Here is a 22,612-nt window from a genome sequence, read left to right as displayed (position 1 = left end):
TTCTTGAATCTAATCCGCCTGCATATGGGCGTATTTCAGGGGAAGAGGTGTTTTTTGTTATGTATGGAAAAATGCACAGCGCATGCCTGAACGGCATCGAAGGTGTAATGATCGGTGTTGAAATTGATCTGGCGAACGGTCTGCCGCAGACGAGTATTATCGGATTGCCGGATTCAGCCATTAGGGAAGCCGTAGAAAGAGTACGCGCCGCCGTCAAAAATTGCGGCTACCGTTACCCTCAGCAGCGGGTCACAATCAATCTGGCTCCGGCTGACCTCCGCAAAGAGGGGTCCGCCTTTGATCTGGCCATAGCGCTCGGCATCCTGACCACAAGCGGCCAGCTGGTTATGCCCGGAGCGGAAAATTTGCTGCTCATCGGTGAGCTGGCGCTGGATGGCAGTCTGCGGCCGGTTACCGGGGTGCTGCCTATGGTCGAAGCCGCCAGGCGTGCCGGCCTTACGGCTGTGCTTGTGCCTGCAGGCAATGCTGCTGAAGCGGCGCTGATCAGTGGAATGACGATCTATGCTGCAGAGCATTTGCGGCAGCTGCCGCAGCCACAGTCAGAGGGTGACCCTTTATATGCGCCCCGCAAAAGAAAACAGCATAAGCCGGAGCTGAAGCCGGAGGAAGCACCCGCTGCAGGTTTTGAATGCTTACCGGAAATATTAACAACGGCAAGTGCTGAGTCTTCCGCGATGCCTGCTCCCCCTGTAGGGTTAAGCGGGCTTCCTTTTCCGGTTACGGTCAGTTCAGGCCCAATTGTGCAGGAGCAGGCTTTGGTTAAGGTGCTAACCTTAGAACACTTGAAGTATACCGCTGAATATAAGCAGGCAGATCCAGTCAGCACCGGGGTAAACTTAATGGTGGAAGACTACAGTGATGTGCTTGGACAGAACCATGTGAAGCGGGCACTGATGATTGCGGCCGCCGGAATGCATAATATTGTCCTGATCGGTCCGCCCGGAACAGGCAAAACAATGCTGATCAAACGCCTGCCGGGCATCCTTCCGGAACTTGGCGACAGGGAGTCGCTGGAGGTGACCAAAATATTCAGCGCCGCCGGCAAGCTGAAGGATGCCCGCAGCGGACTCATGCGCTGCCGCCCTTTCCGGTCTCCGCATCATACGATTTCGGCGGCTGGCCTGATCGGGGGCGGAGGGGTTCCCAAGCCGGGTGAGGTCAGCCTGGCGCATCGCGGTGTCCTCTTTTTGGATGAGCTGCCTGAGTTCTCCCGCAATGTGCTTGAAGTGCTGCGCCAGCCCCTGGAGGACGGGGTGGTCACGATCAGCCGCGCCCGGGCGTCGTTTACATTTCCCGCGCAGTTTTTACTCGCTTGTTCGATGAATCCATGCAGCTGCGGGTATTTGGGAAGCGGAGGAACACAGCTGAGATGCACCTGCAGTCCGGCGAAGATTGCACAATACCGCAGCAAAATCTCCGGTCCGCTGCTCGACCGGATAGATATGCAGGTGGATGTTCCCCGTCCTACGGACTGGGAGGGGCAGGGGCCTTCATTGTCTTCGGCAGAGATGCGCGCTGAAGTGCTTAAAGTGCAAGCTATTCAGGCGGAACGCTATAAAAGTCTTCCGATCGCTTGGAACAGCGAGCTTTCAGGAGCGGCTTTGCGCCATTATGCCAGGCTGCATAAAGATGGCAGAGAGCTGCTCAATGATATCCTGGAAAATCTCGGTTTAAGCATGCGTGCACATGACCGGATCATTAAGCTGGCCCGCACGATTGCCGATCTTGAAGGTGCTGTTGATATTTCCTCGGCGCATCTTGCCGAGGCTGTCCAATACCGTAATCTGGACCGGCAAGTCGTGATGGAGGAGTGAATATGCGGAACCGGCATATTGTATCCGGCCAAACAAGCCGCCCGTCAAAGCCGGGCGGCTTGCGTTATGTTAACGAGATGTGCAGCAAGCTACCTTACAGCACATTCAACTCGACCACAATATTTCCGCGGGTTGCACGGGAGTAAGGACATGCCCCGTGGGCAGCTTCCACCAAGCGGGCTGCGGTTTCCTTGTCAACGCCTTTGACCAGGACATCAAGCTTCACGGCGATGCCGAATCCGCCATCCTCAACTTTACCGAAGCTTACAGTAGCCGTTACTTCACTGCCTTCAATTTTTACTTTACCCATGCGGGCGACCATATTCAGCGCACTGTCGAAGCAAGCGGAATAACCGGCTGCAAACAGCTGCTCAGGGTTGGTGCCTTCTCCGCCAGCGCCGCCCATTTCCCGTGGGGTACTGATGGTAAGGTTCAATTGCGGGCTCTCGGATTCGATGTAGCCGCTTCTTCCGCCTACTGCTTTTACTGTGGTTTCGTACATTTTCTGTTGAATAGTCATCATTATGATTCGCTCCCGTTCATTCGTTAATGTATTGTACACAATTTAATTTAACACAAATAAAATAATAGTCAATATATTTTTCGCTATTAACATGATATTATACAGGAATTGTGATAAAATAATGTTATAAAGGCAGGTGAATATGATATGCAAGAGACAAATACGACCCCTGAACTGCTGCTTGAAAATCAATTGTGCTTTACGATTTATGCCTGTTCCCGTGAATTTACGAAGCTGTACCAGCCTCATCTGGACAAGATTGGCCTTACGTATTCCCAATACCTTGTAATGCTTGTGCTTTGGGAAAGAAACCAGTGTACGGTTAAAGAACTGGGTGAGGCGCTTTTTTTAGACTCGGGTACATTAACACCACTGCTGAAAAGACTGCAGGCCGCCGGTCTGATTCTCCGCGAACGGTCGCTTCAGGACGAGCGGAAGGTGTTGATCTCACTGACCGAACAGGGAAGGGCGCTGAAGAGTGAAGCGGCGTGTATCCCGGGCAAAATGGCGGAAGGAACTATGCTCTCGGCAGATGAATTTGTTGGTCTGCTGGGCCAATTCAAGGACCTGCTTGCCCGTGTTCATGAAGCCAATGCCCACACTGCGAAATAGCTTGTTTGAGTAAAGTCAATGCAATCGTTCGCATTTCGGCATGAAATCAAGCGAAAATGTATGTATAAATCGTGAAAGTTTTTAAGGAAAGCGTTTTTAAAACATGTTACAATATTCTGGGTTTCATATTATGGCTCTGGGCAGAAATCGGTTCACTCCGCTATTTCGTCCCCGGATGCCATGGACAGAAACCTGTGCCGTTGTCAGGATCATGCGGCATGGGTATTCTGTATGGACCGGGATATTGCTCGTTTTACCGGTCTGGACCCGGCTTTGGACAATCAAAACGGAAAGCGGATTGGCAGCAGGCTGCCTGCATCGCCACCGCAATACTTTAGGAGGCTTCCGGTATGAATATCCACGAGTATCAGGGAAAAGAAGTACTTAAGAAGTACGGCGTCGCCGTACCGAACGGAAAAGTAGCTTATACAGTGGAGGAAGCGGTGGAAGCCGCAGCATCGCTGGGGACCCCGGTGGTAGTGGTAAAAGCGCAGATTCATGCTGGCGGGCGCGGTAAGGCCGGAGGCGTGAAGGTCGCCAAATCAAGCGAAGAGGTCCGGGCGTATGCTGAGGAGATTCTCGGAAAGACGCTGATTACCCATCAGACCGGTCCGGAAGGGAAAGTTGTGAAACGGCTTCTCATTGAAGAAGGCTGCCAGATTGTTAAGGAATACTACATCGGACTTGTTGTCGACCGTGGCTCCGGGCGTGTGGTGATGATGGCTTCGGAGGAAGGCGGAACGGAGATTGAAGAGGTAGCGGCAACGCATCCGGAGAAGATTTTCAAGGAAATTATTGATCCTGCAGTAGGACTGCAGACCTTTCAAGCCCGTAAACTGGCGTACAGCATTGCGATCCCCACGGAGCTGGTGAATAAAGCAGTAAAGTTCATGCAAGCGCTCTATTTAGCTTTTGTGGATAAGGATTGCTCCATTGCCGAAATTAACCCGCTGGTTGTGACCGGGGATGGAAACGTTATGGCATTGGATGCCAAGCTGAATTTCGATTCCAATGCACTGTTCCGGCATAAGGATATTCTGGAGCTGCGCGATCTCGATGAAGAGGATGTAAAAGAGATTGAAGCATCCAAATTCGATCTCAGCTACATCGCCCTTGACGGGAACATCGGCTGCATGGTGAACGGTGCCGGTCTGGCCATGGCTACAATGGATATCATCAAATATTACGGCGGCGAGCCGGCCAACTTCCTGGATGTAGGGGGCGGTGCCACGACTGAGAAAGTTACCGAGGCTTTCAAAATTATTTTGTCCGATGACAAGGTAAATGGTATATTCGTCAATATTTTCGGCGGGATCATGCGCTGTGATGTCATTGCGAGCGGTGTCGTGGAAGCTGCCAGACAGCTTGGTCTGACCAAACCGCTGGTTGTACGTCTTGAGGGCACCAATGTTGCGCTGGGCAAAGAGATTCTTGCCGGTTCGGGGCTGAATATTGTTGCTGCGGACTCAATGGCGGACGGGGCCCGTAAGATTGTCGCTCTTGTGTAACCACCAAATTAAGTAGGGATGTGACTAAAGCATGAGCATTCTTGTAGATAAAAATACGAAGGTAATCACGCAAGGGATCACGGGCTCTACCGGCTTGTTCCATACCAAAGGAGCTTTGGATTACGGGACGCAGATGGTAGGCGGGGTTACTCCCGGCAAAGGCGGAACTACTGTAAACATTACTTTGGAGAATGGCAGCGAGGTCAGTCTGCCTGTATTTGATACTGTGGTGGCGGCCAAAGCGGCTACGGGTGCGACAGCAAGCGTAATTTATGTCCCGCCGGCTTTTGCCGCAGACTCCATCATGGAGGCAGTGGATGCCGGTCTTGAACTGGTGATTTGTATCACTGAAGGAATCCCCGTATTGGATATGGTGAAGGTCTCCCGCTTTATGGAAGGGCGTTCTACCGTGCTGATCGGGCCTAACTGTCCTGGGGTTATCACACCCGGCGAGTGCAAAATAGGCATCATGCCGGGGTATATTCATATGCCTGGTTATGTGGGCGTCGTATCCCGCAGCGGAACGCTGACCTATGAGGCGGTTCATCAGCTCACTGAGCGCGGAATCGGGCAGTCTTCAGCGGTCGGTATCGGCGGTGACCCGGTAAAAGGCTCGGAGTTTATCGATATTCTGAAGCTGTTTAATGAAGATCCGGGAACCAAAGCCGTGATCATGATCGGGGAAATTGGCGGTACTGCGGAAGAAGAAGCGGCTGAATGGATCAAGGAAAATATGACCAAGCCGGTTGTCGGCTTTATTGGCGGAGTAACCGCACCTCCGGGCAAGCGGATGGGTCATGCCGGGGCCATCATATCCGGAGGAAAAGGGACAGCGAGTGAGAAGATCGCGGTGCTGGAATCCTGCGGAATCAAAGTGGCGCCTACTCCTGCCGAAATGGGCACAACCCTTGTCAAGGTGCTGGAAGAACGCGGAATTCTGAACGCTTTTACGACTCATTGAACATTCACAATACAATTGCGTCCAAATTAGGTATAATCAGCTTATAAGGTAAGCAACCTTTTGTCCTCTTTATGGGGATAATAGGTTGCTTTTTTGGCGTTCAGCCATTTTTTTAGAAGGGAGAGAGTACATATGGAAACACGCGAACTGCTGATCGGATTCAATGAAGTAGAGGGAATCGGCTGGAAAACGATCGACAGAATATGCCGGGAGGGACTTTTGACGGAAAATGCATTTTTCTGTAGTTCTGAGGATTGGGGGAGATTGGGAATAAATGCGAAAATTGCTCATTGGCTGGCTGCTGGTTTTAATCCGGAGTGGATTTATACACGCTGCAATTTAATGAAGGAAAGCGGTGTAGCAGTGGTAACTTTGCTCGATGAAGATTATCCTGAATTATTAAAAGAATCACTAGAGCCCCCGTGGGTATTGTATTACAGGGGCCGTCTGGAGCTGGCGAGCCGCCCTGCGGTCGCGATGGTTGGGACCCGGATGCCGACAGCCTATGGACGCAAGGCAGGGGAAATGCTGGCCATGGAATTGAGTGCGGCGGGTCTCACAGTCGTGAGCGGCCTGGCCAGAGGAATTGACAGTGTCTGCCATGAAGCTGCTCTCAAAAATGCCGGCGGGACCATTGCCGTTGTTGCGACAGGTCTCGACAGGGTATACCCGCCTGAGAACAGGGCGCTGGAGCAGCAGATTTCACGTCAAGGGCTGGTAATCAGCGAGTATCCTCTGGGCACCAAAAGCCATCCGGGGCTGTTCCCCCGGCGCAACCGGATCATCGCCGGCCTCACCCTGGGCACGCTTGTGGTTGAGGCGGATACACGGAGCGGGTCTCTGATCACCGCCGATGCTGCATTAGAGGCAGGAAGGGATGTGTTCGCCATACCGGGACCGATTACTTCACCCAAAAGCCGGGGAGCGCTTGATCTGATAAAACAAGGAGCAAAGCTCGTAACCGGAGCTGCGGATATTATTGAAGAATACCGGTCATACCTGCCTGCGAAGGCTGCAAATCAAGGTGGAAATACCTCTGAAGCCACCCGGGAAGAGGACGGGTTTAGGGAAAAGAAATTGACAAGTGAGGAGTCTCACCTATACCATATACTGCATCAAGGCCCTTTTACACTGGATGAGCTGCTGCTCAGGACGGGATGGGATTTTGGACATTTGCATTCAGTTCTGTTATCTTTAATCATAAAAAAAGCGGTATCACAATTACCAGGGGCAATTTATAAGGTAATTTAATATAGAAGGATCACTTTTAGGAGGAACAACCTATGGCGGATGCGCTGGTTATTGTCGAATCGCCGGCAAAAGCGAAGACAATTGGCAAATATTTAGGCAGTAAATATATCGTAAAGGCTTCAATGGGACATATCAGAGATTTGCCGAAAAGTCAGATCGGGGTAGAAGTAGAGAATGATTTCAGTCCCAAGTATATTACGATCCGCGGCAAGGGCTCTATTCTGAAAGAGCTCAAAGATGCCAGCAAAAAAGTGAAAAAAGTCTATCTGGCGGCTGACCCGGACCGCGAAGGTGAAGCGATTGCCTGGCATCTGGCACATGCGCTGGATCTGGACAACTCAGAGGAATGCCGGGTCGTTTTTAATGAGATCACGAAGCAGGCAGTGAAGGATGCCTTCAAGACCCCGCGGAAAATTAATATGGATCTGGTGAACGCGCAGCAGGCCCGCCGGATACTGGATCGTCTGGTCGGCTACAAGATCAGTCCGCTATTATGGAAGAAAGTCAAAAAAGGTTTGTCAGCCGGCCGTGTGCAGTCTGTTGCCGTGAAGATTATTATGGACCGCGAGAATGAAATTTCGGCTTTTGTTCCAACGGAATATTGGAGCATTACTGCAAAGCTAGGCATCCGGGATGCACTGTTCGAAGCCAAGTTCCACAAGCTCAATGGGGAGAAGAAAGAGCTCGGAAACGAAAATGATGTAAAAGAAGTGCTGGATGCCATTAAAGATGCTGCGTTCAAGGTGAGTGAAGTCAAAGAGAAGGAGAGGCAGCGCCATCCTTCGGCTCCCTTCACAACCAGCTCCCTGCAGCAGGAGGCAGCACGCAAGCTGGGCTTCCGTGCCGCCAAAACCATGTCTGTCGCACAGCAGCTCTATGAGGGCGTTGAACTGGGCAAAGAGGGAACCGTGGGTTTGATCACTTATATGCGTACTGACTCCACCCGGCTGTCCGCGACTGCGCAGGAAGAAGCCAAGGAACTGATTCTGGCGAAATACGGTGAGAAGTTTGTGCCCGAGTCGCCCCGCCAGTATTCCAAGAAGGCCGCCGGAGCCCAGGATGCGCATGAAGCCATCCGTCCTACCTCCGCACTTCGTGAACCTGAGATGGTCAAAGAATTCATGAGCCGTGACCAATTCCGGCTGTATAAGCTGATCTGGGAACGGTTCGTATCCAGCCAGATGTCTTCAGCAGTTCTTGATACACTCTCGGTAGATATCACTGCGGGCACAGCTGTCTTCAGAGCCGTGGGCTCCAAGGTCTCTTTTCCGGGTTTTATGAAGGTTTATGTTGAAGGCAATGATGACGGTACAACGGATGAAGAAAAGTTCCTGCCGCCGCTCCAGGCGGGCGATGACCTGAAGAAGCAGGAAATTGAGCCGAAGCAGCATTTCACGCAGCCGCCTCCGCGCTATACTGAGGCACGTCTGGTGAAGACGCTGGAAGAGCTCGGCATAGGCCGTCCAAGTACGTATGCCCCGACACTCGAAACCATCCAGAAACGCGGGTATGTGGCCATTGAAGAAAAGAAATTTATGCCGACCGAGCTTGGAGAGCTGATCATTGAGCAGATGGAGCAGTTTTTCCCGGAGATTCTGGATGTGGAATTTACAGCGCATATGGAAGATGATCTGGACCATGTGGAGGATGGCGAAGAAGATTGGGTGAAAGTTTTAGCTGAATTTTACACGTCCTTTGAGAAGCGGCTGGTCTTTGCTGAAGAAGAAATGAAAGAAATCGAAATTGAAGATGAAGTTTCGGATGAAATGTGCGAAAAATGCGGCAAGCCTATGGTATATAAGCTGGGACGGTTCGGTAAATTCCTGGCATGCTCCGGATTTCCCGATTGCCGGAATACCAAGCCGATTGTCAAGGATATTGGCGTGAGCTGCCCGAAATGCCATGAAGGCAAGGTTGTGGAGCGCCGCAGCAAGAAAGGCCGTGTTTTTTACGGATGTGACCAGTATCCCGGCTGTGATTTTGTATCATGGGACAGACCATCCGTCAAACCATGTCCGGTCTGCGGCTCCTGGATGATAGAGAAGCGCAGCAAGCAGGGAACGAAGCTGCAGTGCACCTCTTGCGATCACACGGAGGCAGTGCTTGAGGGCGAAGAACTGGCAGAATAAATGTCTCTACAGGAGGAAAGGAAATTGACTGATACAGCTAAGGTTACAGTAATAGGAGCCGGGCTTGCAGGCAGTGAAGCGGCCTGGCAGATTGCTTCGCGCGGAGTCCCGGTAAGACTCTATGAAATGAGACCCGTCGTGAAGACACCAGCGCACCATACCAATCAATTTGCCGAGCTGGTGTGCAGTAATTCGCTGCGCGCCAACGGACTGGGTAATGCGGTGGGAGTGCTGAAGGAAGAGATGCGGCGTTTGAATTCGCTGGTGCTCGGTGCGGCTGACCGCCATGCGGTTCCCGCAGGTGGTGCGCTTGCCGTGGACCGTGACGGGTTTTCCGGTGAAATTACCTCTACCCTGCATAATCATCCCCTGGTGGAAGTCATAAATGAAGAACTCACGCATATACCGGAGGAAGGGATTGTTGTCATTGCCACCGGTCCGCTGACATCCCCTTCGTTATCGGCTGAGATCAAGGGCCTGCTTGGTGAGGAGTATTTTTACTTCTATGATGCTGCCGCTCCTATCGTGGAGAAAGACAGCATTGACATGAACAAAGTCTATCTGGCCTCCCGTTATGACAAGGGTGAAGCAGCTTACCTGAACTGTCCGATGACGGAAGAGGAGTTTGACCGTTTTTATGATGCACTGATCTCAGCCGAGACGGCTGCACTCAAAGATTTTGAGAAAGAGATTTATTTTGAGGGCTGCATGCCCATTGAAATCATGATGAAGCGCGGCAAGCAGACCGCTTTGTTCGGACCGATGAAGCCGGTGGGGCTGATGAATCCCCATACCGGCAAGCTGCCTTACGCGGTTGTGCAGCTGCGGCAGGATAATGCTGCGGGAACCCTGTATAATCTGGTTGGCTTTCAGACACATCTGAAATGGGGCGAGCAGAAACGGGTATTTTCACTGATTCCCGGCCTGGAGAATGCCGAATATGTCCGCTATGGGGTAATGCACCGCAATACATTTATTAATTCTCCGAAGCTTCTGCATCCCACCTATCAAATGAAGGGCCGGGAAAGACTGTTTTTTGCCGGTCAGATGACCGGGGTTGAAGGTTACGTCGAGTCCGCAGCGTCCGGGCTGATTGCGGGCATGAACGCCGCGAGAGCAGCGCTTGGAGAGGAAGGGCTTATCTTCCCGCAGGATACGGTGCTGGGCAGCATGCCTGCTTACATCACGTCTGCTGACCCGGAACATTTCCAGCCGATGAATGCCAATTTTGGCCTGCTGCCGAAGCCGGAGCAAAGAATCCGCAGTAAAAAAGAAAAAAATGAGCTGCTTGCTCATCGTGCCCTGGACAGCCTTGCCGGTTTTGCAGCACGTACCGGCCTTGCCTATAAGGAACCCGAGAATGCTGGACAGACGACAGTATAGGCTGGTTCTGGTGCAAACCGCTACAATGGTGCGTAACCCTTGCAGAAGTGAATGTATGCTTCCAAACTGAGTTTTGTACGTAGATAATTCAAGGCAGCAGCGCCCGCAAAACTTAAGGGTTTGCTTTCCACTAAAGTTTTGTAAGAGGATATTTTAAGGAGTTGCGCTGCAACACTTTTAGGAGGTTGCGTAAATGATGTTACCTAGCTTTCATGCGACTACGATTTGTGCGGTGAGACATAATGGCCAGGCGGCAATAGCCGGGGATGGCCAGGTGACATTCGGTGAGAGTGTCATCATGAAGACGACAGCAAGAAAAGTCCGCCGGCTGTACAGGGGACAGGTTATTGCCGGTTTTGCGGGATCAGTAGCTGACGCGATTACGTTGTTTGAGAAGTTTGAGGGCAAGCTGGAAGAGCATCATGGCAACCTGCAGCGTGCAGCCGTTGAGCTGGCCAAGGATTGGCGCCAGGACCGCATTCTGCGCAAGCTGGAAGCCTTGATGATTGTGATGGATAAAGAGGGCATGCTGCTGATTTCCGGCAATGGGGAGATTATTGAACCGGACGATGATGTGCTTGCCATCGGTTCCGGCGGTAATTTTGCGCTTGCCTCAGGACGGGCGCTGAAACGCCACGCGTCTAATCTGAGCGCGCCCGAGATCGCCAAAGAAGCGCTGCAGATTGCCTCCGAAATATGCGTGTATACCAATTCCAATATTATCGTTGAACAACTATAGGCACGGTGCCCAAGAAAGAGGGAGGAAGTCACAATGGTCAATCAATCGCTTACACCCCGGCAAATCGTAGCAGAGCTTGACAAGTATATTGTAGGACAGAAGCAGGCTAAGAAATCGGTTGCTGTCGCACTCCGCAACCGGTACCGCCGCAGTCTGCTGTCTGAGGAGCTGCGGGATGAGGTTGTTCCGAAGAATATTCTGATGATCGGGCCGACCGGTGTCGGCAAAACCGAGATCGCCCGTCGTCTGGCCAAGCTGGTAAATGCTCCGTTCATTAAGGTGGAGGCGACCAAGTTTACTGAGGTTGGCTATGTGGGCCGGGATGTGGAGTCTATGGTCCGCGATCTGGTTGAAACCTCCATTCGTATGGTGAAGCTGGAACGGACCGAAAAGGTAAAAGACCGCGCAGAAGAACTGGCGAATGAACGTATCGTCTCTATTTTGGTGCCTGGGGGATCGAAAAATAAGTCGCAGCGGAATCCTTTTGAAATGATCTTCGGCGGGAACAATAACGCAGCTGAGGATGCCAAAGATGATGCCGAAGATGGAAGCCTCAGCGAGCGCCGCCGCGGAGTCAAGTTCAAGCTGCTGGCTGGCCAGCTGGAGGATGACATCATCGAGGTCGACGTAGAAGACACTGCGCCTACTATGCTGGATATGTTCGCAGGCCAAGGCAATGACCAGATGGGGATGAACATGCAGGAGATGTTCGGCAGCCTGCTGCCCAAACGGACCAAGAAGCGCAAGCTTCCGATCAGGGAAGCCCGGAAAGTGCTGATTCAGGATGAAGCGGCGAAGCTGATCGATATGGATGATGTCATTCAGGAGTCGGTGGCTCGTGCGGAGCAGTCCGGGATTATTTTTATCGATGAGATTGACAAAGTAGCCAGTCAAGGCAAGGGCTCCGGACCGGATGTATCGCGGGAAGGGGTACAGCGTGATATTCTGCCTATTGTCGAAGGCTCTACGGTAATGACCAAATACGGCCCTGTGAAGACGGACTACGTGCTGTTTATGGCCGCAGGGGCGTTTCATGTGGCAAAGCCCTCTGATCTGATCCCTGAGCTCCAAGGCCGGTTTCCGATCCGCGTAGAATTGAGCAGCCTCACGCTTGAGGATTTCGTGTCTATTCTGACTGAACCGGAAAACGCGCTAACGAAGCAATATGTCAATTTGCTGCAAACCGAAAATATTGAAGTTCAGTTCCAAAAAGAAGCGATTTACGAAATTGCCCGGATTGCAGCCTCAGTGAACCAAAATATGGAGAACATCGGTGCGCGAAGACTGCATACTATTCTGGAGAAACTGCTGGAAGACCTATCTTTCGAAGCACCGGAGCTGACTTTAGAGACGATGGTCATCACTCCGGAGTATGTGCGTGAAAAATTGGCAGGAATCGCACAGGACCGCGATTTAAGTCAATATATTCTCTGATGCGACAAGTTTCAAAATAATTAAAATTTAGGCATTAGGAATTAGGCCTTTACAAAAAATCCCCCATTTCGGGGAATTTCGTGCTATAAAATGTTATTTTTCCGAAGAATTTGGGCTAAAAATGTCAAATAATTGAAAAAACATGCTTTAAGCCCTCTCTTTTCAGAAAAGATAGGGCTTATTTCTTATTGTAATAATATACAAATTCTAAGAGAATCAATGTATGTGAGATTGACATTTATTTCGTCCATCGACATCTTTCGACCTATATTCGGTAAGTTAGGAAGAATTTTATCCTTTTTTGTCGAATCAAGCAGGAATTCTTAAGAAGTTTGTGGAATTCATTTCAGAACAAAAGCTTTGGAAGGGGGATTTCCATTGGGTTTATTGAACAGCGTCAGTTTTCAAAGATTGCAGGGAGGCCTTGATGCCGCCACCAAACGACAAAGTGTGCTGGCAAATAACGTAGCCAACGCCGACACTCCGAATTTCAAACGCTCTGATGTTAATTTTGAGAGCTATTTACAGCAGCAGGAGAACGGTCTTAAGTCCACACTGAATGCAAAGGTGACAGATTCCCGGCACTTCCAATTCGGGACAGGTACTATTGTACCAACAGCAACAGTCAGTACCGATGAAACAACTTCTATGAACAATAACGACAATAATGTGGATATGGACCGGGAGCAGGCGTTAAGCGCAGAGAACCAGCTCAGGTACAATTCATATGTGGCGCAGTTGAACAGCCAGATCACAATGATGCGAACAGTAGTTGAAGGGAGGTAGCAAACAATGAATTTTGGCAGCAGTTTTGGAATCAGTGCTTCAGCATTAACCGCCCAGCGGCTGAGAATGGACGTGATTTCCTCCAATATTGCCAATGCAGAGACAACAAGAGCTTCAGTGGTTGATGGCAAGGCAGTACCTTACCGGCGGAAATTGGTTGTACTGGAAACAAACCAGAACGACAGCTTCTCCAACATCTTGAATTCCAAGATGAACAGCGATGGCAGCCAGGGTGTGAAGGTACAGTCGATCATCGAGGATTCTTCTCCTCTGAAGCCTGTATACAACCCAAGCCATCCGGATGCAGATGCTGATGGTTATGTATATATGCCAAATGTGGATATAACCAAAGAAATGGTGGACATGCTGTCTGCGTCCCGATCTTATGATGCCAATGTCACGATGCTTAATGCATCGAAGGGTATGGTAACCAAAGCGCTCGAAATCGGGCGGTAAAATTTAGAACATGCCGGGAGGGAAAGTGTTGATACAGAATTTAAGCATTGGAGCTCAGGCTATCAAGCCGCTCGCCATGAAAACATCAGCCGCTGAGTCATTACCATCAGAAGGTTCGGGACAGAACTTTGGCGCTTATTTACAGAATGCTTTGGAACAGGTAGCAAATCAAGAACAGCAGGCAAAAGATATGAGTAACAAGTTCATCCTGGGTGAGGTCAATATTGATCAAGCTATGATTTCTTCCCAACAGGCATTGCTGAGTTTGCAGTTGACTACACAAGTCCGGAACAAAGTAATTGAAGCCTATCAGGAAATTATGAGAACTCAAATCTAAATAATCCTAGTTAAGTTTCGGATGGGGTGACACTGTGAATGAAAGATTTGCCCAGTACCGGGAAAGGGTAACCCAGTATTGGAACAGATTCAGCGGTAAACAGAAAATACTATTTTTCTCTACCCTGTTTATCATCATAATCATAATCGTGGTCTTAACGATGCAATTGTCAAAAACGGAATACGAAGTGGCTTTTCAGGATTTGGATAGTACTGATTCAGCCGGTGTAATGAAATACCTGGATTCTGCCGGAGTTTCTTACCGCTTGAGTCCGGATGGCAAAAGCATCTCCGTGCCAAGTACGGATGCGGCCCGTGTCAAAGTGGATATTGGCTCGCAGGGAATCGTACAAGGCGGTTCCATCGGTTATAAGGTTTTCGATGAGTCATCGTCGATGATCGGCACTACAGACAGCGAATTCAATGTTAAATATAACAATGCATTGAACGGTGAAGTAGAGCAGCTTATGAGACGGATGCAGGGGATCAAGGATGCCAAGGTCCTGATCAACCTGCCAAAGGAAACCGTATTTGCCTCACAAGAGAACCAGGAGCAGGCTTCTGCTTCGGTCGTGCTTAGCTTCGATCCTGGCTTTAGACCTACACAAGACAATATTGACGGTTATTTCAACCTAGTGAAGACCGCAGTTCCGAATCTGCCGATCGACAACATTACGATTGCCAACAATGAAATCGAATTAATGCCGACGGCCAAGGGCGGGCAGGCGGGAGTTTCCAGCCAGGTTGAAGAAAACTTTGCCCTCAAAAAGAAATTTGAGGAAGAAGTTAAAAAGAATGTGAAACAATTCCTTAGTACGCTCACAGGTCCAGATAAAGTAGATGTTCTGGTCTTCTCACAGTTGAATTTTGACAAGGAGAATCGCCAGGAGAAACTAGTCACACCGGTAGATGCGGAAAATATGAAAGGGATTGAGATCAGCTCGCAGATTATCAGCAATACCTATTCTGGTCAGGGAAACACTACCGGAGGAGTAGCAGGTACAGGCTCGCAAGATGTTGCGGGTTATCCATCGGATACGGGCTCGGGAACTTCTTCATCTGAGGAGTCTTCGGAGACAAGAAACTTTGAAGTGAACCATATCACTAAAGATATTATTGCAAGTCCTTACTCTGTTAAAGATTTAACCATAAATGTTGCGGTTGAACCACCTACCGGACAAAATACTTTGGATGATACTACATCAGCAGCAATTCAGAATATTTTGGTGAATATCGTACGTGCTTCTCTGGCGGATTCAGGTGTCTCTTATACAGACGCGGACTTAGCCAAAAAAGTTTCGGTATACTCCCAACAATTTGGAAGCACGGATGCCAATACGGCTTCAGGCGGGCTTGCAACGTGGATGATCTGGGCAATTGCTGCAGCTGCTTTGCTGGTTGGCGCAGGGGTCGGATATATGATCTACCGCAACCGCAAGAAGCAGGAAGAAGAGGTGGAAGAAGATATTCCGCTTCAGGTTCCTACAGAATTCCCGTCCATTAATATGGATAGCATGACGAACGAAAGTCAGGTTCGCAAGCAACTGGAAAGTCTGGCCAAGAAGAAGCCGGATGAATTCGTAAATCTGCTGCGTACTTGGCTAGCAGATGAACAGAGGTGAACTAATGGCAAAAGCGACTCAGCAGGCGCTTAGCGGCCGTCAAAAAGCGGCTATCCTGCTAATCACACTAGGGCCCGAGGTATCGGCGCAAATATTCAAACATCTGAGGGACGAGGAAATTGAACAGCTGACTCTGGAAATTGCCAATGTCCGTAAGGTAGATAGTGCGGAAAAAGAGTCCATTATGGCTGAATTTCACCAAATTTGCCTCGCGCAGGAATACATCTCACAAGGCGGTATCAATTACGCCAAGGAAATTCTGGAGAAAGCGCTTGGTTCAAGCAAGGCGATGGAAGTCATCAACCGCCTGACGGCAACGCTGCAGGTACGGCCATTCGATTTTGCCCGGAAGGCTGATCCTAATCAGATTTTGAACTTTATCCAGAATGAAAATGTACAGACTATAGCGCTGGTCTTGTCTTATCTGCAATTTGAACAGGCGGCCTCCATCCTGTCCTCGCTTCCACAGGAGAAACAGGCTGAAGTAGCCAGAAGAATTGCGATTATGGACAGCACCTCACCGGAAGTCGTTACTCAGATTGAGCGGGTGCTGGAGCAGAAGCTCTCAGCTACTGTAACTCAGGATTACACGAATGCCGGCGGTATTGAATCGATTGTGCAGATTCTGAACGGTGTTGACCGTGGTACGGAGCGCACGATTCTGGATTCCCTGGAAATTCAGGATCCGGAGCTTGCCGAAGAAATCAAAAAGCGGATGTTCGTCTTCGAGGATATCGTCAACGTGGACAACCGTTCGATCCAGCGGATTATCCGCGATATCGAAAATGCCGATTTGCAGCTGGCGCTCAAGGTGGCCAGCGAGGAAGTGCGGGACGTTATTTTCCGCAACATGTCGAAGCGGATGGCCGAAACCTTCCGCGAAGAAATGGAATATATGGGTCCGGTACGGCTGCGTGATGTCGAGGAAGCTCAGACACGCATCGTAGGAACGATCCGCAGACTTGAAGAATCAGGTGAAATAATCATCGCCCGTGGCGGAGGAGATGACATCATTGTCTAGGCTGATCAAACATTCACAGTATGTTCCGGTTGATGTTCTCAAACGGCTGGAACAAGCCAGGCAGTATGCAGGCCTGACTGAGGAGTCGATTGCTTCGGATGAGGCGGCAGGCGAGGTGCATATTCAGGATTCTGCCAGAGAAGAGGCGGAACAGGCCCGCAAGCAAATGCTGAAGGATGCACAGGAGTTTGCCGAAGGACAGGTCCGAGACGCGGCACAGGAAGCTGAGAATATTGTAGAATCGGCACGGACAGAGGCTGAAGAGTGGTGGCGGCAGCGCAGGGAACAGGATGAGCATCTTGTCGAGGCCGTCAAATCGGAAGCCTATCAACAGGGATACCAAGAGGGACAGGCACAGGCTGAACTGGAAATGTCGCGGAAAATGGCCGAGATGATGGAGGAAGCAAGACAGGTTCTCCAGGAGGCTTATCGGGCCAAAGAGGTTATTATTCAAGAGGCTGAGCCTTTTCTGGTAGAGCTTAGCTGCAGTATTGCCGAGAAGATTGTGGACAAGCAGCTGACCGTGGAGCCGCAATTTGCCATGGATCTGATCCGCAAGAATCTTGCCCGCAAACGCGAGCAGGGACTGATTTCATTATGTGTGTCCCCGGCACAGTTCTCCTTTGTCAATGCCGCCAGGGAAGAACTGGCAATGGCAGTGGATTCTCAGGCGGAGCTGCAAATTCTGCCTGACTCAACTGTAAAGGATCACGGATGCGTCATCCGTTCTTCTTTTGGAAGTATTGATGCGCGAATTGATACACAGCTCGCTGAAATCAAAAAAGAGCTGATCCGGATCGCACTGGATACCGATGAGAACAGAAATGGGGAAGACGATGCTTGACAGCGGACGGTATAAGGAGCAGCTGCGGAATTTTGACCCGGTCAGAATCAATGGCAAAGTGACTCAGGTGATCGGGCTGATGGTGGAGTCGGAAGGACCGGATGCGAGTATCGGTGATGTATGCTATATCTATCCGGCCAAAGGCAACAAACCGCTGCAGGCTGAAGTTGTAGGCTTTCGTGACAACAAGGTGCTGTTGATGCCGTTAGGTGAACTGCAAGCCATAGGGCCGGGCTGTGATGTTGTGGGTACAGGCAAGCCTCTGAGTGTACAGGTGGGCTCGGAGCTGCTGGGCAAGGTTCTTGACGGGTTGGGACAGCCGCTTGACGGCTCGCTCATTCCGGCGCGCATGCCGCACAGTTCAACGTTCAACATTCCATCCAATCCGCTGAACCGCCCCAGGGTGCAGGAGCCGATCAGTATTGGGGTCAGAGCCATCGACGGATTGCTCACCATAGGCAAAGGCCAGCGTGTAGGCATCTTTGCCGGATCAGGGGTCGGCAAGAGCACATTGATGGGCATGATCGCCCGCAATACATCTGCAGATGTGAATGTGATTGCCTTAATTGGTGAACGGGGCAGAGAGGTGCTGGACTTCATTGAACGCGACCTCGGTCCGGAAGGATTGCAGCGGTCAGTCGTTGTAGTCGCCACCTCTGACCAGCCGGCGCTTATCCGCATTAAAGGCGCGCTCATTGCCACAACGATTGCCGAATATTTTCGCGACCGGGGCTTGAATGTCATGCTGATGATGGATTCAGTCACACGGTATGCCATGGCGCAGCGTGAGGTGGGACTGGCGGTTGGAGAACCGCCGGCAATGAGAGGGTACACTCCCTCGGTGTTTGCCAGCCTTCCGAAGCTGCTTGAGCGGGCCGGAACCGGACCTACGGGATCGATTACCGCTTTTTACACAGTGCTCGTGGATGGTGACGATATGAATGAGCCTATTGCTGACGCAGTGCGCGGAATCCTGGATGGACATATTGTACTGAACCGGAATATTGCCAATAAGGGACATTTTCCAGCCATTGATGTTCTCTCCAGCATCAGCCGCGTCATGAAGGATATTGCTCCCGAGGAACAGATTGCTGCGGCTGAGAACGTAAAGCGGCTCATGGCTGTATACAAGGATTCGGAAGATTTGATTAACATCGGTGCCTACCAAAGAGGCTCCAATGCCCAGATCGATGAGTCTATACATTACATTGACAGCATATGGAATTTCACCAAGCAGAAGGTAAACGAAAAGGTCACGCTGGCCGAGGTCCAAGAGTCTTTAATTTCCCAGTTCTCAAGGAGTTGATTGATCATGAGATTTCATTACACTTTTCAAAAAGTTGTGGACTTGAAAGCAAATGAAAAAACACAGGCAGAGTGGATGCTGTCAAGCGCCCTCGGAGAACTTCAAGCCCAGGAAAAAAGTCTTGAGGACTTGCTGGAGCAACGCCGCGGACTGATGCTGGCACTGCAGCATGCGGCTGAACAGAAAACGCCGATGTCCAAGCTGCGTGAGATGCAGGATTATGTCGATTATCTGGACCACTGCATTGCGCGCAAACACTCGGATATCAGCCGTGCGCATGTTGAAGTTCAGCACAAGCAGAATCACCTCAGCACGAAAGTGCTGGATGAGAAGGTGTGGCTGAAGGCTAAAGACAAAGCCCAGACCGCATTTCAGCAGAGTATGATTTTACGGGAACAAAACGAACTGGATGAGATGGCTACCGTCCGCTTCGCGATGAAATCCCTCTAACCCAGGAGGTTTCCGCTAGTGGCTAACAATGATATGGAATTTGAAACTGAAGGGTCAGCAAGTAAATTTGAAAAGTTTTTATTTTTGATGATACCGATCATCTTTACCCTTGTCCTGCTTGGGGTACTGTTAACTCTGTTTAATATGGATATCCGCAACAACGTTCTGGCCATTGCGAACAAGATTCCGGTTGTGGAGAAATGGGTGCCTGACCCCCCGCAATCTGCTGATGAAGCAACCGACCCGAAACAGCAGGCTGAAGAGCAGGCAGCAAGTTCTGATAAGACGATCAAGGAGCTTAAGTCTCAGCTGGCGGCACAAAGCGAGCAGCTTAAGAAGGCGAACGAAGATACCGCAGCCCAGGCCACGAAAGCTGAAGCACTGCAGAAGCAGATTGACGGTATGAAGGAAGAAGCCGCAGCTGCAGAAGCAGGTACAGAGGAGACAGATGATCCCTATGTGAAGCAGGTGAAAGATCTGGCCAAGCTGTATGCGGGGATGAAAGCCTCCAAAGCTGCGCCAATCATGGAGAATTTGACCACAGATGAAATGGTGCAAATCTTCAGTGTAATGAATAATGCCAGCAAAACAGCTATATTAGAAAAAATGGATCCCAAAAAAGCTGCGGATGTCTCCATTAAGCTAAAAGAAACTACAAATTCAACCGATATGGCTATTGCAGCCCTTCAATCCAGACTAAAGCAGGATACGGGAGCTTCAACAAAGACCACAGCAACAAATAACCTGGATAAAGAGAAGCTGAACCAGACATTCACTAGCATGCCGGCTGCCGATGCAGCAACACTGCTGGGTTCGATGTACAAGATCAGCCCGGACAAAGTGATCACGATTCTGAATACGGTTAGTGACACTGTGCGCTCTTCAATTCTGGGGGAGATGACCAAGAATGACAGTGCTCAGACAGCTAAGGTTGTAAACCGGCTGATGGGCGGTAAATAACACTGGAGAGGAGGTGAAAAAATGAGTTTAGTCGTTCAAACAATGAGTGGCGGGAATAAAGCTGCTGCCACAGGGACATCAACTGCTGCAGGCGCGGGTACAGCCGCTGGGACAGCATCAGCGGCACCTTTTGCCCAGACTCTTGTTCAGAGCATGGGCGCAGCGCAAGCCACAGAAACGGCAGCGCCGGCGGTACTGGGGAATTTGGCTTCACTATTGCAAGGTCTAATGAACGCTGTACAAGCAGCTGGTGAAGAAACAAGCACCGATGCTACAGCCAAAAGCGCCGAGCTGCTGCAGGGTCTTACGGAAGATGTGGAGAAGCTGGATGAAGACATTAGCAGTGAACCTGCACTGATGGCTGCACTTCAAGGATGGCTGCTCCAGGTATCTGCTCTATTATCAGGAAGCGCTCCTTCTGAGGGAAGCACCGAAGCAGGAAGTATCCCTGCTGAAACGCTATCTCCACTTGCACAGAATCCCGAGACGCTGCGCTTTGCCGTCCAGGACGAGCTTAACAGTCTGGTTAGCCTGGTTAAGCAAGCTGCCGCAGAGGGGAATGAACCAACAGCCTCGGCGGGAATTGCCCTGTTGAATAATTTTACAGCGATTCTGGCGGATACGGTGGTCCCTGACCATAAAGCTAAGGCAAAACCGGCTGTCAGCACTGACGCTGCACCAGTAGTTTTGAAGCCAGTGACCGAAACGGATTCCAAAGTGGAGGTAAAGGTGAAAGCTCCAGTCTCTACTGACATCCGCACCAGTCCCGCTACTGCAGCAGCAACTGAGAATACCACAGCGGTTCCAGCTGCAACAGTAACAGCAGATGATGAGGCAGATATGGTTGCTGCACCACTGGCTAAAGCGGCTCTAACAGCAGATGCTTCTAAGGATGGAGCGGAAACTGAAGTCTTGGCTGGAGCAAAACCGGCTGAAGAGAACCATGAAGTCATAACTGCGGGGCAGCTGTCGTTGAGAGGTGGAATTACTGCGCCGCTTAAAGCAGTGACACCACCGGTTCCTGTACATCAGTTTGCTAGTGAGATGACCTCGTTCATAACAGGCAAACTGGAGATTGTCAAAAAAGGCGGAGTGGCTGAGGCGACAATTACACTGTTCCCTGAGAATCTTGGGCAGGTGGATGTTAAAATCACGATGCAAAACGGCCATTTGGTTGCCCAGTTCTTAACTGAGCATGCCGGAGCCAAAGATATGCTGGAACAGCAGATGAGCCAGCTCAGATCAGCATTGCAGCATCAGGGTCTTCAAGTTGAAAAATTGGAGGTTACCCAAAATAATACACCACTGCAGTCCCAATATAATGGAAGCCAGCAGGGACGTGGAGCCGGTTCCGGCAGTCAGCAGCAGGAAAGACGTTCCAAAGAACGCACGGAGGAAATCGGTGATGCGGTGCTTGCCGCTGAACTGAATGGCGAATGGAAAGAATGGGTTGCAAGCACGCAGCAGGATAGCCATTCGCAAGGTGGAAGTTTTTCAGCCAAGGCATAACAAACGACAAGCGAGGTGAACAAAAATGGCATCAACTACTCCACCCGTCTCAACACCGGAACAGTGGAATTACACAACTCCGGACAGCACCAAGAAAACTACCGGAAACTCAACACTCGGCAAGGACCAGTTTCTGAAGATCCTCATCACCCAGCTGCAGAATCAGGACCCGATGCAGCCGATGGAGGACAAGGAATTTATCGCCCAGATGGCCCAATTCTCTTCGGTAGAACAACTAATGAATATTTCAACACAAATGACAGCGATGAATCAGTCGCTTGGCGCGGTATCGGGACTGATCGGCAAGAATATTACCTGGATGGATGCAACGACTAAGGAGTCGAAATCGGGGAATGTCGATTCTATCGTTGTCAGCAGCGGCGTGCAGTACGCAGTTGTGGGCAAAGAAAAAATTGCGCTGACCGATGTCACGCAAATTCAGAATGCAGCTGCACCCGCAGAAGATGCGAAAGACAGTACCGGTTCTGCGGAGGGCGGGACGGGATCATGAGTGACAGGCTTACGATAGGCCAGCTGTATCCTGCCAGCATACATCCGTCAACACTTCAGCGGCCGGCTGGCTCCAAGAATCCTGTAAATCCGGAAGTTTCATTTGAGAGCTTGCTGCAAAAGAATATGCTGAAGTTCAGCAATCATGCAGCCAAACGATTGGAACAAAGAGGAATAGAGCTTGGAAGCCGGCAATTGGATCAAATCTCGTCCGCAGTGGATAAGGCGGCAGCCAAAGGCAGCAAGGAATCACTTATATTAATGAAAGACATGGCTTTGATCGTCAGTGTGGCTAACCGTACCGTAGTGACTGCTATGGACGGCAATTCCATGAAGGACAATGTGTTTACACAAATTGATAGTGCAGTAATCATCTCTTGACCGGCTGGTCCTAACTGGAGAGCCGGAATGGCTGCCGACCGACTGAAGCGGCCATA

The 22,612-nt window shown here is 50.5% G+C and carries 22 protein-coding genes; 21 read left to right on the top strand and 1 reads right to left on the bottom strand.

Annotation, left to right across the window (positions count from 1 at the left end):
- Positions 1 to 59 precede the first annotated feature (59 nt).
- The gene (locus PRIO_RS20120) at positions 60 to 1,835 is read left to right on the top strand and encodes a YifB family Mg chelatase-like AAA ATPase (protein ID WP_046504336.1); all 1,776 of its coding nucleotides are present in this window, start codon (positions 60 to 62) and stop codon (positions 1,833 to 1,835) included.
- Between the two features lie 94 nt (positions 1,836 to 1,929).
- On the opposite strand, the gene PRIO_RS20115 is transcribed toward PRIO_RS20120, so the two are convergent.
- Positions 1,930 to 2,358, bottom strand: coding sequence for an organic hydroperoxide resistance protein (locus PRIO_RS20115; RefSeq protein ID WP_039836535.1), 429 nt, complete (start codon positions 2,356 to 2,358; stop codon positions 1,930 to 1,932).
- Between the two features lie 147 nt (positions 2,359 to 2,505).
- Between PRIO_RS20115 and PRIO_RS20110 the strand changes: the two genes are divergently transcribed.
- From PRIO_RS20110 to PRIO_RS20015, 20 genes are all read left to right on the top strand, one after another.
- On the top strand, positions 2,506 to 2,970 hold the full coding sequence (locus PRIO_RS20110) for a MarR family winged helix-turn-helix transcriptional regulator (RefSeq protein ID WP_020434139.1): 465 nt from the start codon (positions 2,506 to 2,508) through the stop codon (positions 2,968 to 2,970).
- Positions 2,971 to 3,320: 350 nt separating this feature from the next.
- The gene (gene sucC, locus PRIO_RS20105) at positions 3,321 to 4,478 is read left to right on the top strand and encodes an ADP-forming succinate--CoA ligase subunit beta (protein WP_039836538.1); all 1,158 of its coding nucleotides are present in this window, start codon (positions 3,321 to 3,323) and stop codon (positions 4,476 to 4,478) included.
- A gap of 31 nt (positions 4,479 to 4,509) precedes the next feature.
- Positions 4,510 to 5,439 carry a succinate--CoA ligase subunit alpha gene (gene sucD, locus PRIO_RS20100; protein WP_020434137.1) on the top strand — a complete coding sequence of 310 codons (930 nt, stop codon included), beginning with the start codon at positions 4,510 to 4,512 and terminating at the stop codon, positions 5,437 to 5,439.
- Between the two features lie 132 nt (positions 5,440 to 5,571).
- A complete protein-coding gene (gene dprA, locus PRIO_RS20095) occupies positions 5,572 to 6,690 on the top strand; it encodes a DNA-processing protein DprA (protein ID WP_020434136.1) in 1,119 nt (372 codons plus the stop codon).
- A gap of 32 nt (positions 6,691 to 6,722) precedes the next feature.
- Positions 6,723 to 8,819 (top strand): type I DNA topoisomerase, encoded by a 2,097-nt coding sequence (gene topA / locus PRIO_RS20090; RefSeq protein WP_020434135.1) that lies wholly within the window; start codon positions 6,723 to 6,725, stop codon positions 8,817 to 8,819.
- A 24-nt stretch (positions 8,820 to 8,843) separates the two neighbouring features.
- Positions 8,844 to 10,202, top strand: a complete 1,359-nt coding sequence (gene trmFO, locus PRIO_RS20085; protein ID WP_020434134.1) for an FADH(2)-oxidizing methylenetetrahydrofolate--tRNA-(uracil(54)-C(5))-methyltransferase TrmFO — start codon at positions 8,844 to 8,846, stop codon at positions 10,200 to 10,202.
- 196 nt (positions 10,203 to 10,398) lie between these two features.
- The gene (gene hslV, locus PRIO_RS20080) at positions 10,399 to 10,941 is read left to right on the top strand and encodes an ATP-dependent protease subunit HslV (protein ID WP_039791297.1); all 543 of its coding nucleotides are present in this window, start codon (positions 10,399 to 10,401) and stop codon (positions 10,939 to 10,941) included.
- Positions 10,942 to 10,974: 33 nt separating this feature from the next.
- On the top strand, positions 10,975 to 12,375 hold the full coding sequence (hslU, locus tag PRIO_RS20075) for an ATP-dependent protease ATPase subunit HslU (RefSeq protein WP_020434132.1): 1,401 nt from the start codon (positions 10,975 to 10,977) through the stop codon (positions 12,373 to 12,375).
- A 378-nt stretch (positions 12,376 to 12,753) separates the two neighbouring features.
- A complete protein-coding gene (flgB, locus tag PRIO_RS20070; protein ID WP_020434131.1) occupies positions 12,754 to 13,161 on the top strand; it encodes a flagellar basal body rod protein FlgB in 408 nt (135 codons plus the stop codon).
- A 6-nt stretch (positions 13,162 to 13,167) separates the two neighbouring features.
- Entirely contained in the window at positions 13,168 to 13,617 is a 450-nt protein-coding gene (gene flgC / locus PRIO_RS20065; protein ID WP_020434130.1) for a flagellar basal body rod protein FlgC, read from the top strand.
- A 28-nt stretch (positions 13,618 to 13,645) separates the two neighbouring features.
- Positions 13,646 to 13,954, top strand: a complete 309-nt coding sequence (gene fliE / locus PRIO_RS20060; protein ID WP_052741497.1) for a flagellar hook-basal body complex protein FliE — start codon at positions 13,646 to 13,648, stop codon at positions 13,952 to 13,954.
- 34 nt (positions 13,955 to 13,988) lie between these two features.
- Positions 13,989 to 15,575 carry a flagellar basal-body MS-ring/collar protein FliF gene (fliF, locus tag PRIO_RS20055; protein ID WP_046504327.1) on the top strand — a complete coding sequence of 529 codons (1,587 nt, stop codon included), beginning with the start codon at positions 13,989 to 13,991 and terminating at the stop codon, positions 15,573 to 15,575.
- Positions 15,576 to 15,579: 4 nt separating this feature from the next.
- Positions 15,580 to 16,596 (top strand): flagellar motor switch protein FliG, encoded by a 1,017-nt coding sequence (gene fliG, locus PRIO_RS20050; RefSeq protein WP_020434127.1) that lies wholly within the window; start codon positions 15,580 to 15,582, stop codon positions 16,594 to 16,596.
- Entirely contained in the window at positions 16,589 to 17,440 is an 852-nt protein-coding gene (locus tag PRIO_RS20045) for a FliH/SctL family protein (protein WP_020434126.1), read from the top strand. The genes fliG and PRIO_RS20045 overlap by 8 nt, the downstream gene beginning before the upstream one ends.
- On the top strand, positions 17,433 to 18,746 hold the full coding sequence (gene fliI, locus PRIO_RS20040; RefSeq protein WP_039791296.1) for a flagellar protein export ATPase FliI: 1,314 nt from the start codon (positions 17,433 to 17,435) through the stop codon (positions 18,744 to 18,746). The genes PRIO_RS20045 and fliI overlap by 8 nt, the downstream gene beginning before the upstream one ends.
- 6 nt (positions 18,747 to 18,752) lie before the next feature.
- Positions 18,753 to 19,196, top strand: a complete 444-nt coding sequence (fliJ, locus tag PRIO_RS20035) for a flagellar export protein FliJ (protein WP_020434124.1) — start codon at positions 18,753 to 18,755, stop codon at positions 19,194 to 19,196.
- An 18-nt stretch (positions 19,197 to 19,214) separates the two neighbouring features.
- Complete coding sequence (locus PRIO_RS20030; protein WP_020434123.1) at positions 19,215 to 20,156, top strand: MotE family protein; 942 nt, start codon at positions 19,215 to 19,217, stop codon at positions 20,154 to 20,156.
- Positions 20,157 to 20,177: 21 nt separating this feature from the next.
- Complete coding sequence (locus tag PRIO_RS20025; protein WP_052741496.1) at positions 20,178 to 21,665, top strand: flagellar hook-length control protein FliK; 1,488 nt, start codon at positions 20,178 to 20,180, stop codon at positions 21,663 to 21,665.
- A 25-nt stretch (positions 21,666 to 21,690) separates the two neighbouring features.
- The gene (gene flgD, locus PRIO_RS20020) at positions 21,691 to 22,176 is read left to right on the top strand and encodes a flagellar hook assembly protein FlgD (protein ID WP_046504323.1); all 486 of its coding nucleotides are present in this window, start codon (positions 21,691 to 21,693) and stop codon (positions 22,174 to 22,176) included.
- On the top strand, positions 22,173 to 22,556 hold the full coding sequence (locus tag PRIO_RS20015; protein WP_046504320.1) for a TIGR02530 family flagellar biosynthesis protein: 384 nt from the start codon (positions 22,173 to 22,175) through the stop codon (positions 22,554 to 22,556). The genes flgD and PRIO_RS20015 overlap by 4 nt, the downstream gene beginning before the upstream one ends.
- Positions 22,557 to 22,612: the final 56 nt, after the last annotated feature.

The sequence above is a fragment of the Paenibacillus riograndensis SBR5 genome, from assembly GCF_000981585.1.
In the GTDB taxonomy this organism is placed as follows: domain Bacteria; phylum Bacillota; class Bacilli; order Paenibacillales; family Paenibacillaceae; genus Paenibacillus_AQ; species Paenibacillus_AQ riograndensis.
The sequence above is the reverse complement of the archived record's forward strand: the minus strand, read 5'-3'. Positions and strand labels throughout refer to the sequence as shown.

Bases quoted from the DNA above. Each gene is read 5' to 3' on its own strand.
- fliJ (WP_020434124.1), top strand. From the start codon at position 18,753: ATGAGATTTCATTACACTTTTCAAAAAGTTGTGGACTTGAAAGCAAAT.
- fliI (WP_039791296.1), top strand. From the start codon at position 17,433: ATGCTTGACAGCGGACGGTATAAGGAGCAGCTGCGGAATTTTGACCCG.
- hslV (WP_039791297.1), top strand. From the start codon at position 10,399: ATGTTACCTAGCTTTCATGCGACTACGATTTGTGCGGTGAGACATAAT.
- sucD (WP_020434137.1), top strand. From the start codon at position 4,510: ATGAGCATTCTTGTAGATAAAAATACGAAGGTAATCACGCAAGGGATC.
- PRIO_RS20110 (WP_020434139.1), top strand. From the start codon at position 2,506: ATGCAAGAGACAAATACGACCCCTGAACTGCTGCTTGAAAATCAATTG.
- fliG (WP_020434127.1), top strand. From the start codon at position 15,580: ATGGCAAAAGCGACTCAGCAGGCGCTTAGCGGCCGTCAAAAAGCGGCT.
- PRIO_RS20015 (WP_046504320.1), top strand. From the start codon at position 22,173: ATGAGTGACAGGCTTACGATAGGCCAGCTGTATCCTGCCAGCATACAT.
- flgC (WP_020434130.1), top strand. From the start codon at position 13,168: ATGAATTTTGGCAGCAGTTTTGGAATCAGTGCTTCAGCATTAACCGCC.
- sucC (WP_039836538.1), top strand. From the start codon at position 3,321: ATGAATATCCACGAGTATCAGGGAAAAGAAGTACTTAAGAAGTACGGC.
- PRIO_RS20115 (WP_039836535.1), bottom strand. From the start codon at position 2,358: ATGATGACTATTCAACAGAAAATGTACGAAACCACAGTAAAAGCAGTA.
- PRIO_RS20025 (WP_052741496.1), top strand. From the start codon at position 20,178: ATGAGTTTAGTCGTTCAAACAATGAGTGGCGGGAATAAAGCTGCTGCC.
- PRIO_RS20120 (WP_046504336.1), top strand. From the start codon at position 60: ATGTATGGAAAAATGCACAGCGCATGCCTGAACGGCATCGAAGGTGTA.
- hslU (WP_020434132.1), top strand. From the start codon at position 10,975: ATGGTCAATCAATCGCTTACACCCCGGCAAATCGTAGCAGAGCTTGAC.
- flgD (WP_046504323.1), top strand. From the start codon at position 21,691: ATGGCATCAACTACTCCACCCGTCTCAACACCGGAACAGTGGAATTAC.
- topA (WP_020434135.1), top strand. From the start codon at position 6,723: ATGGCGGATGCGCTGGTTATTGTCGAATCGCCGGCAAAAGCGAAGACA.
- dprA (WP_020434136.1), top strand. From the start codon at position 5,572: ATGGAAACACGCGAACTGCTGATCGGATTCAATGAAGTAGAGGGAATC.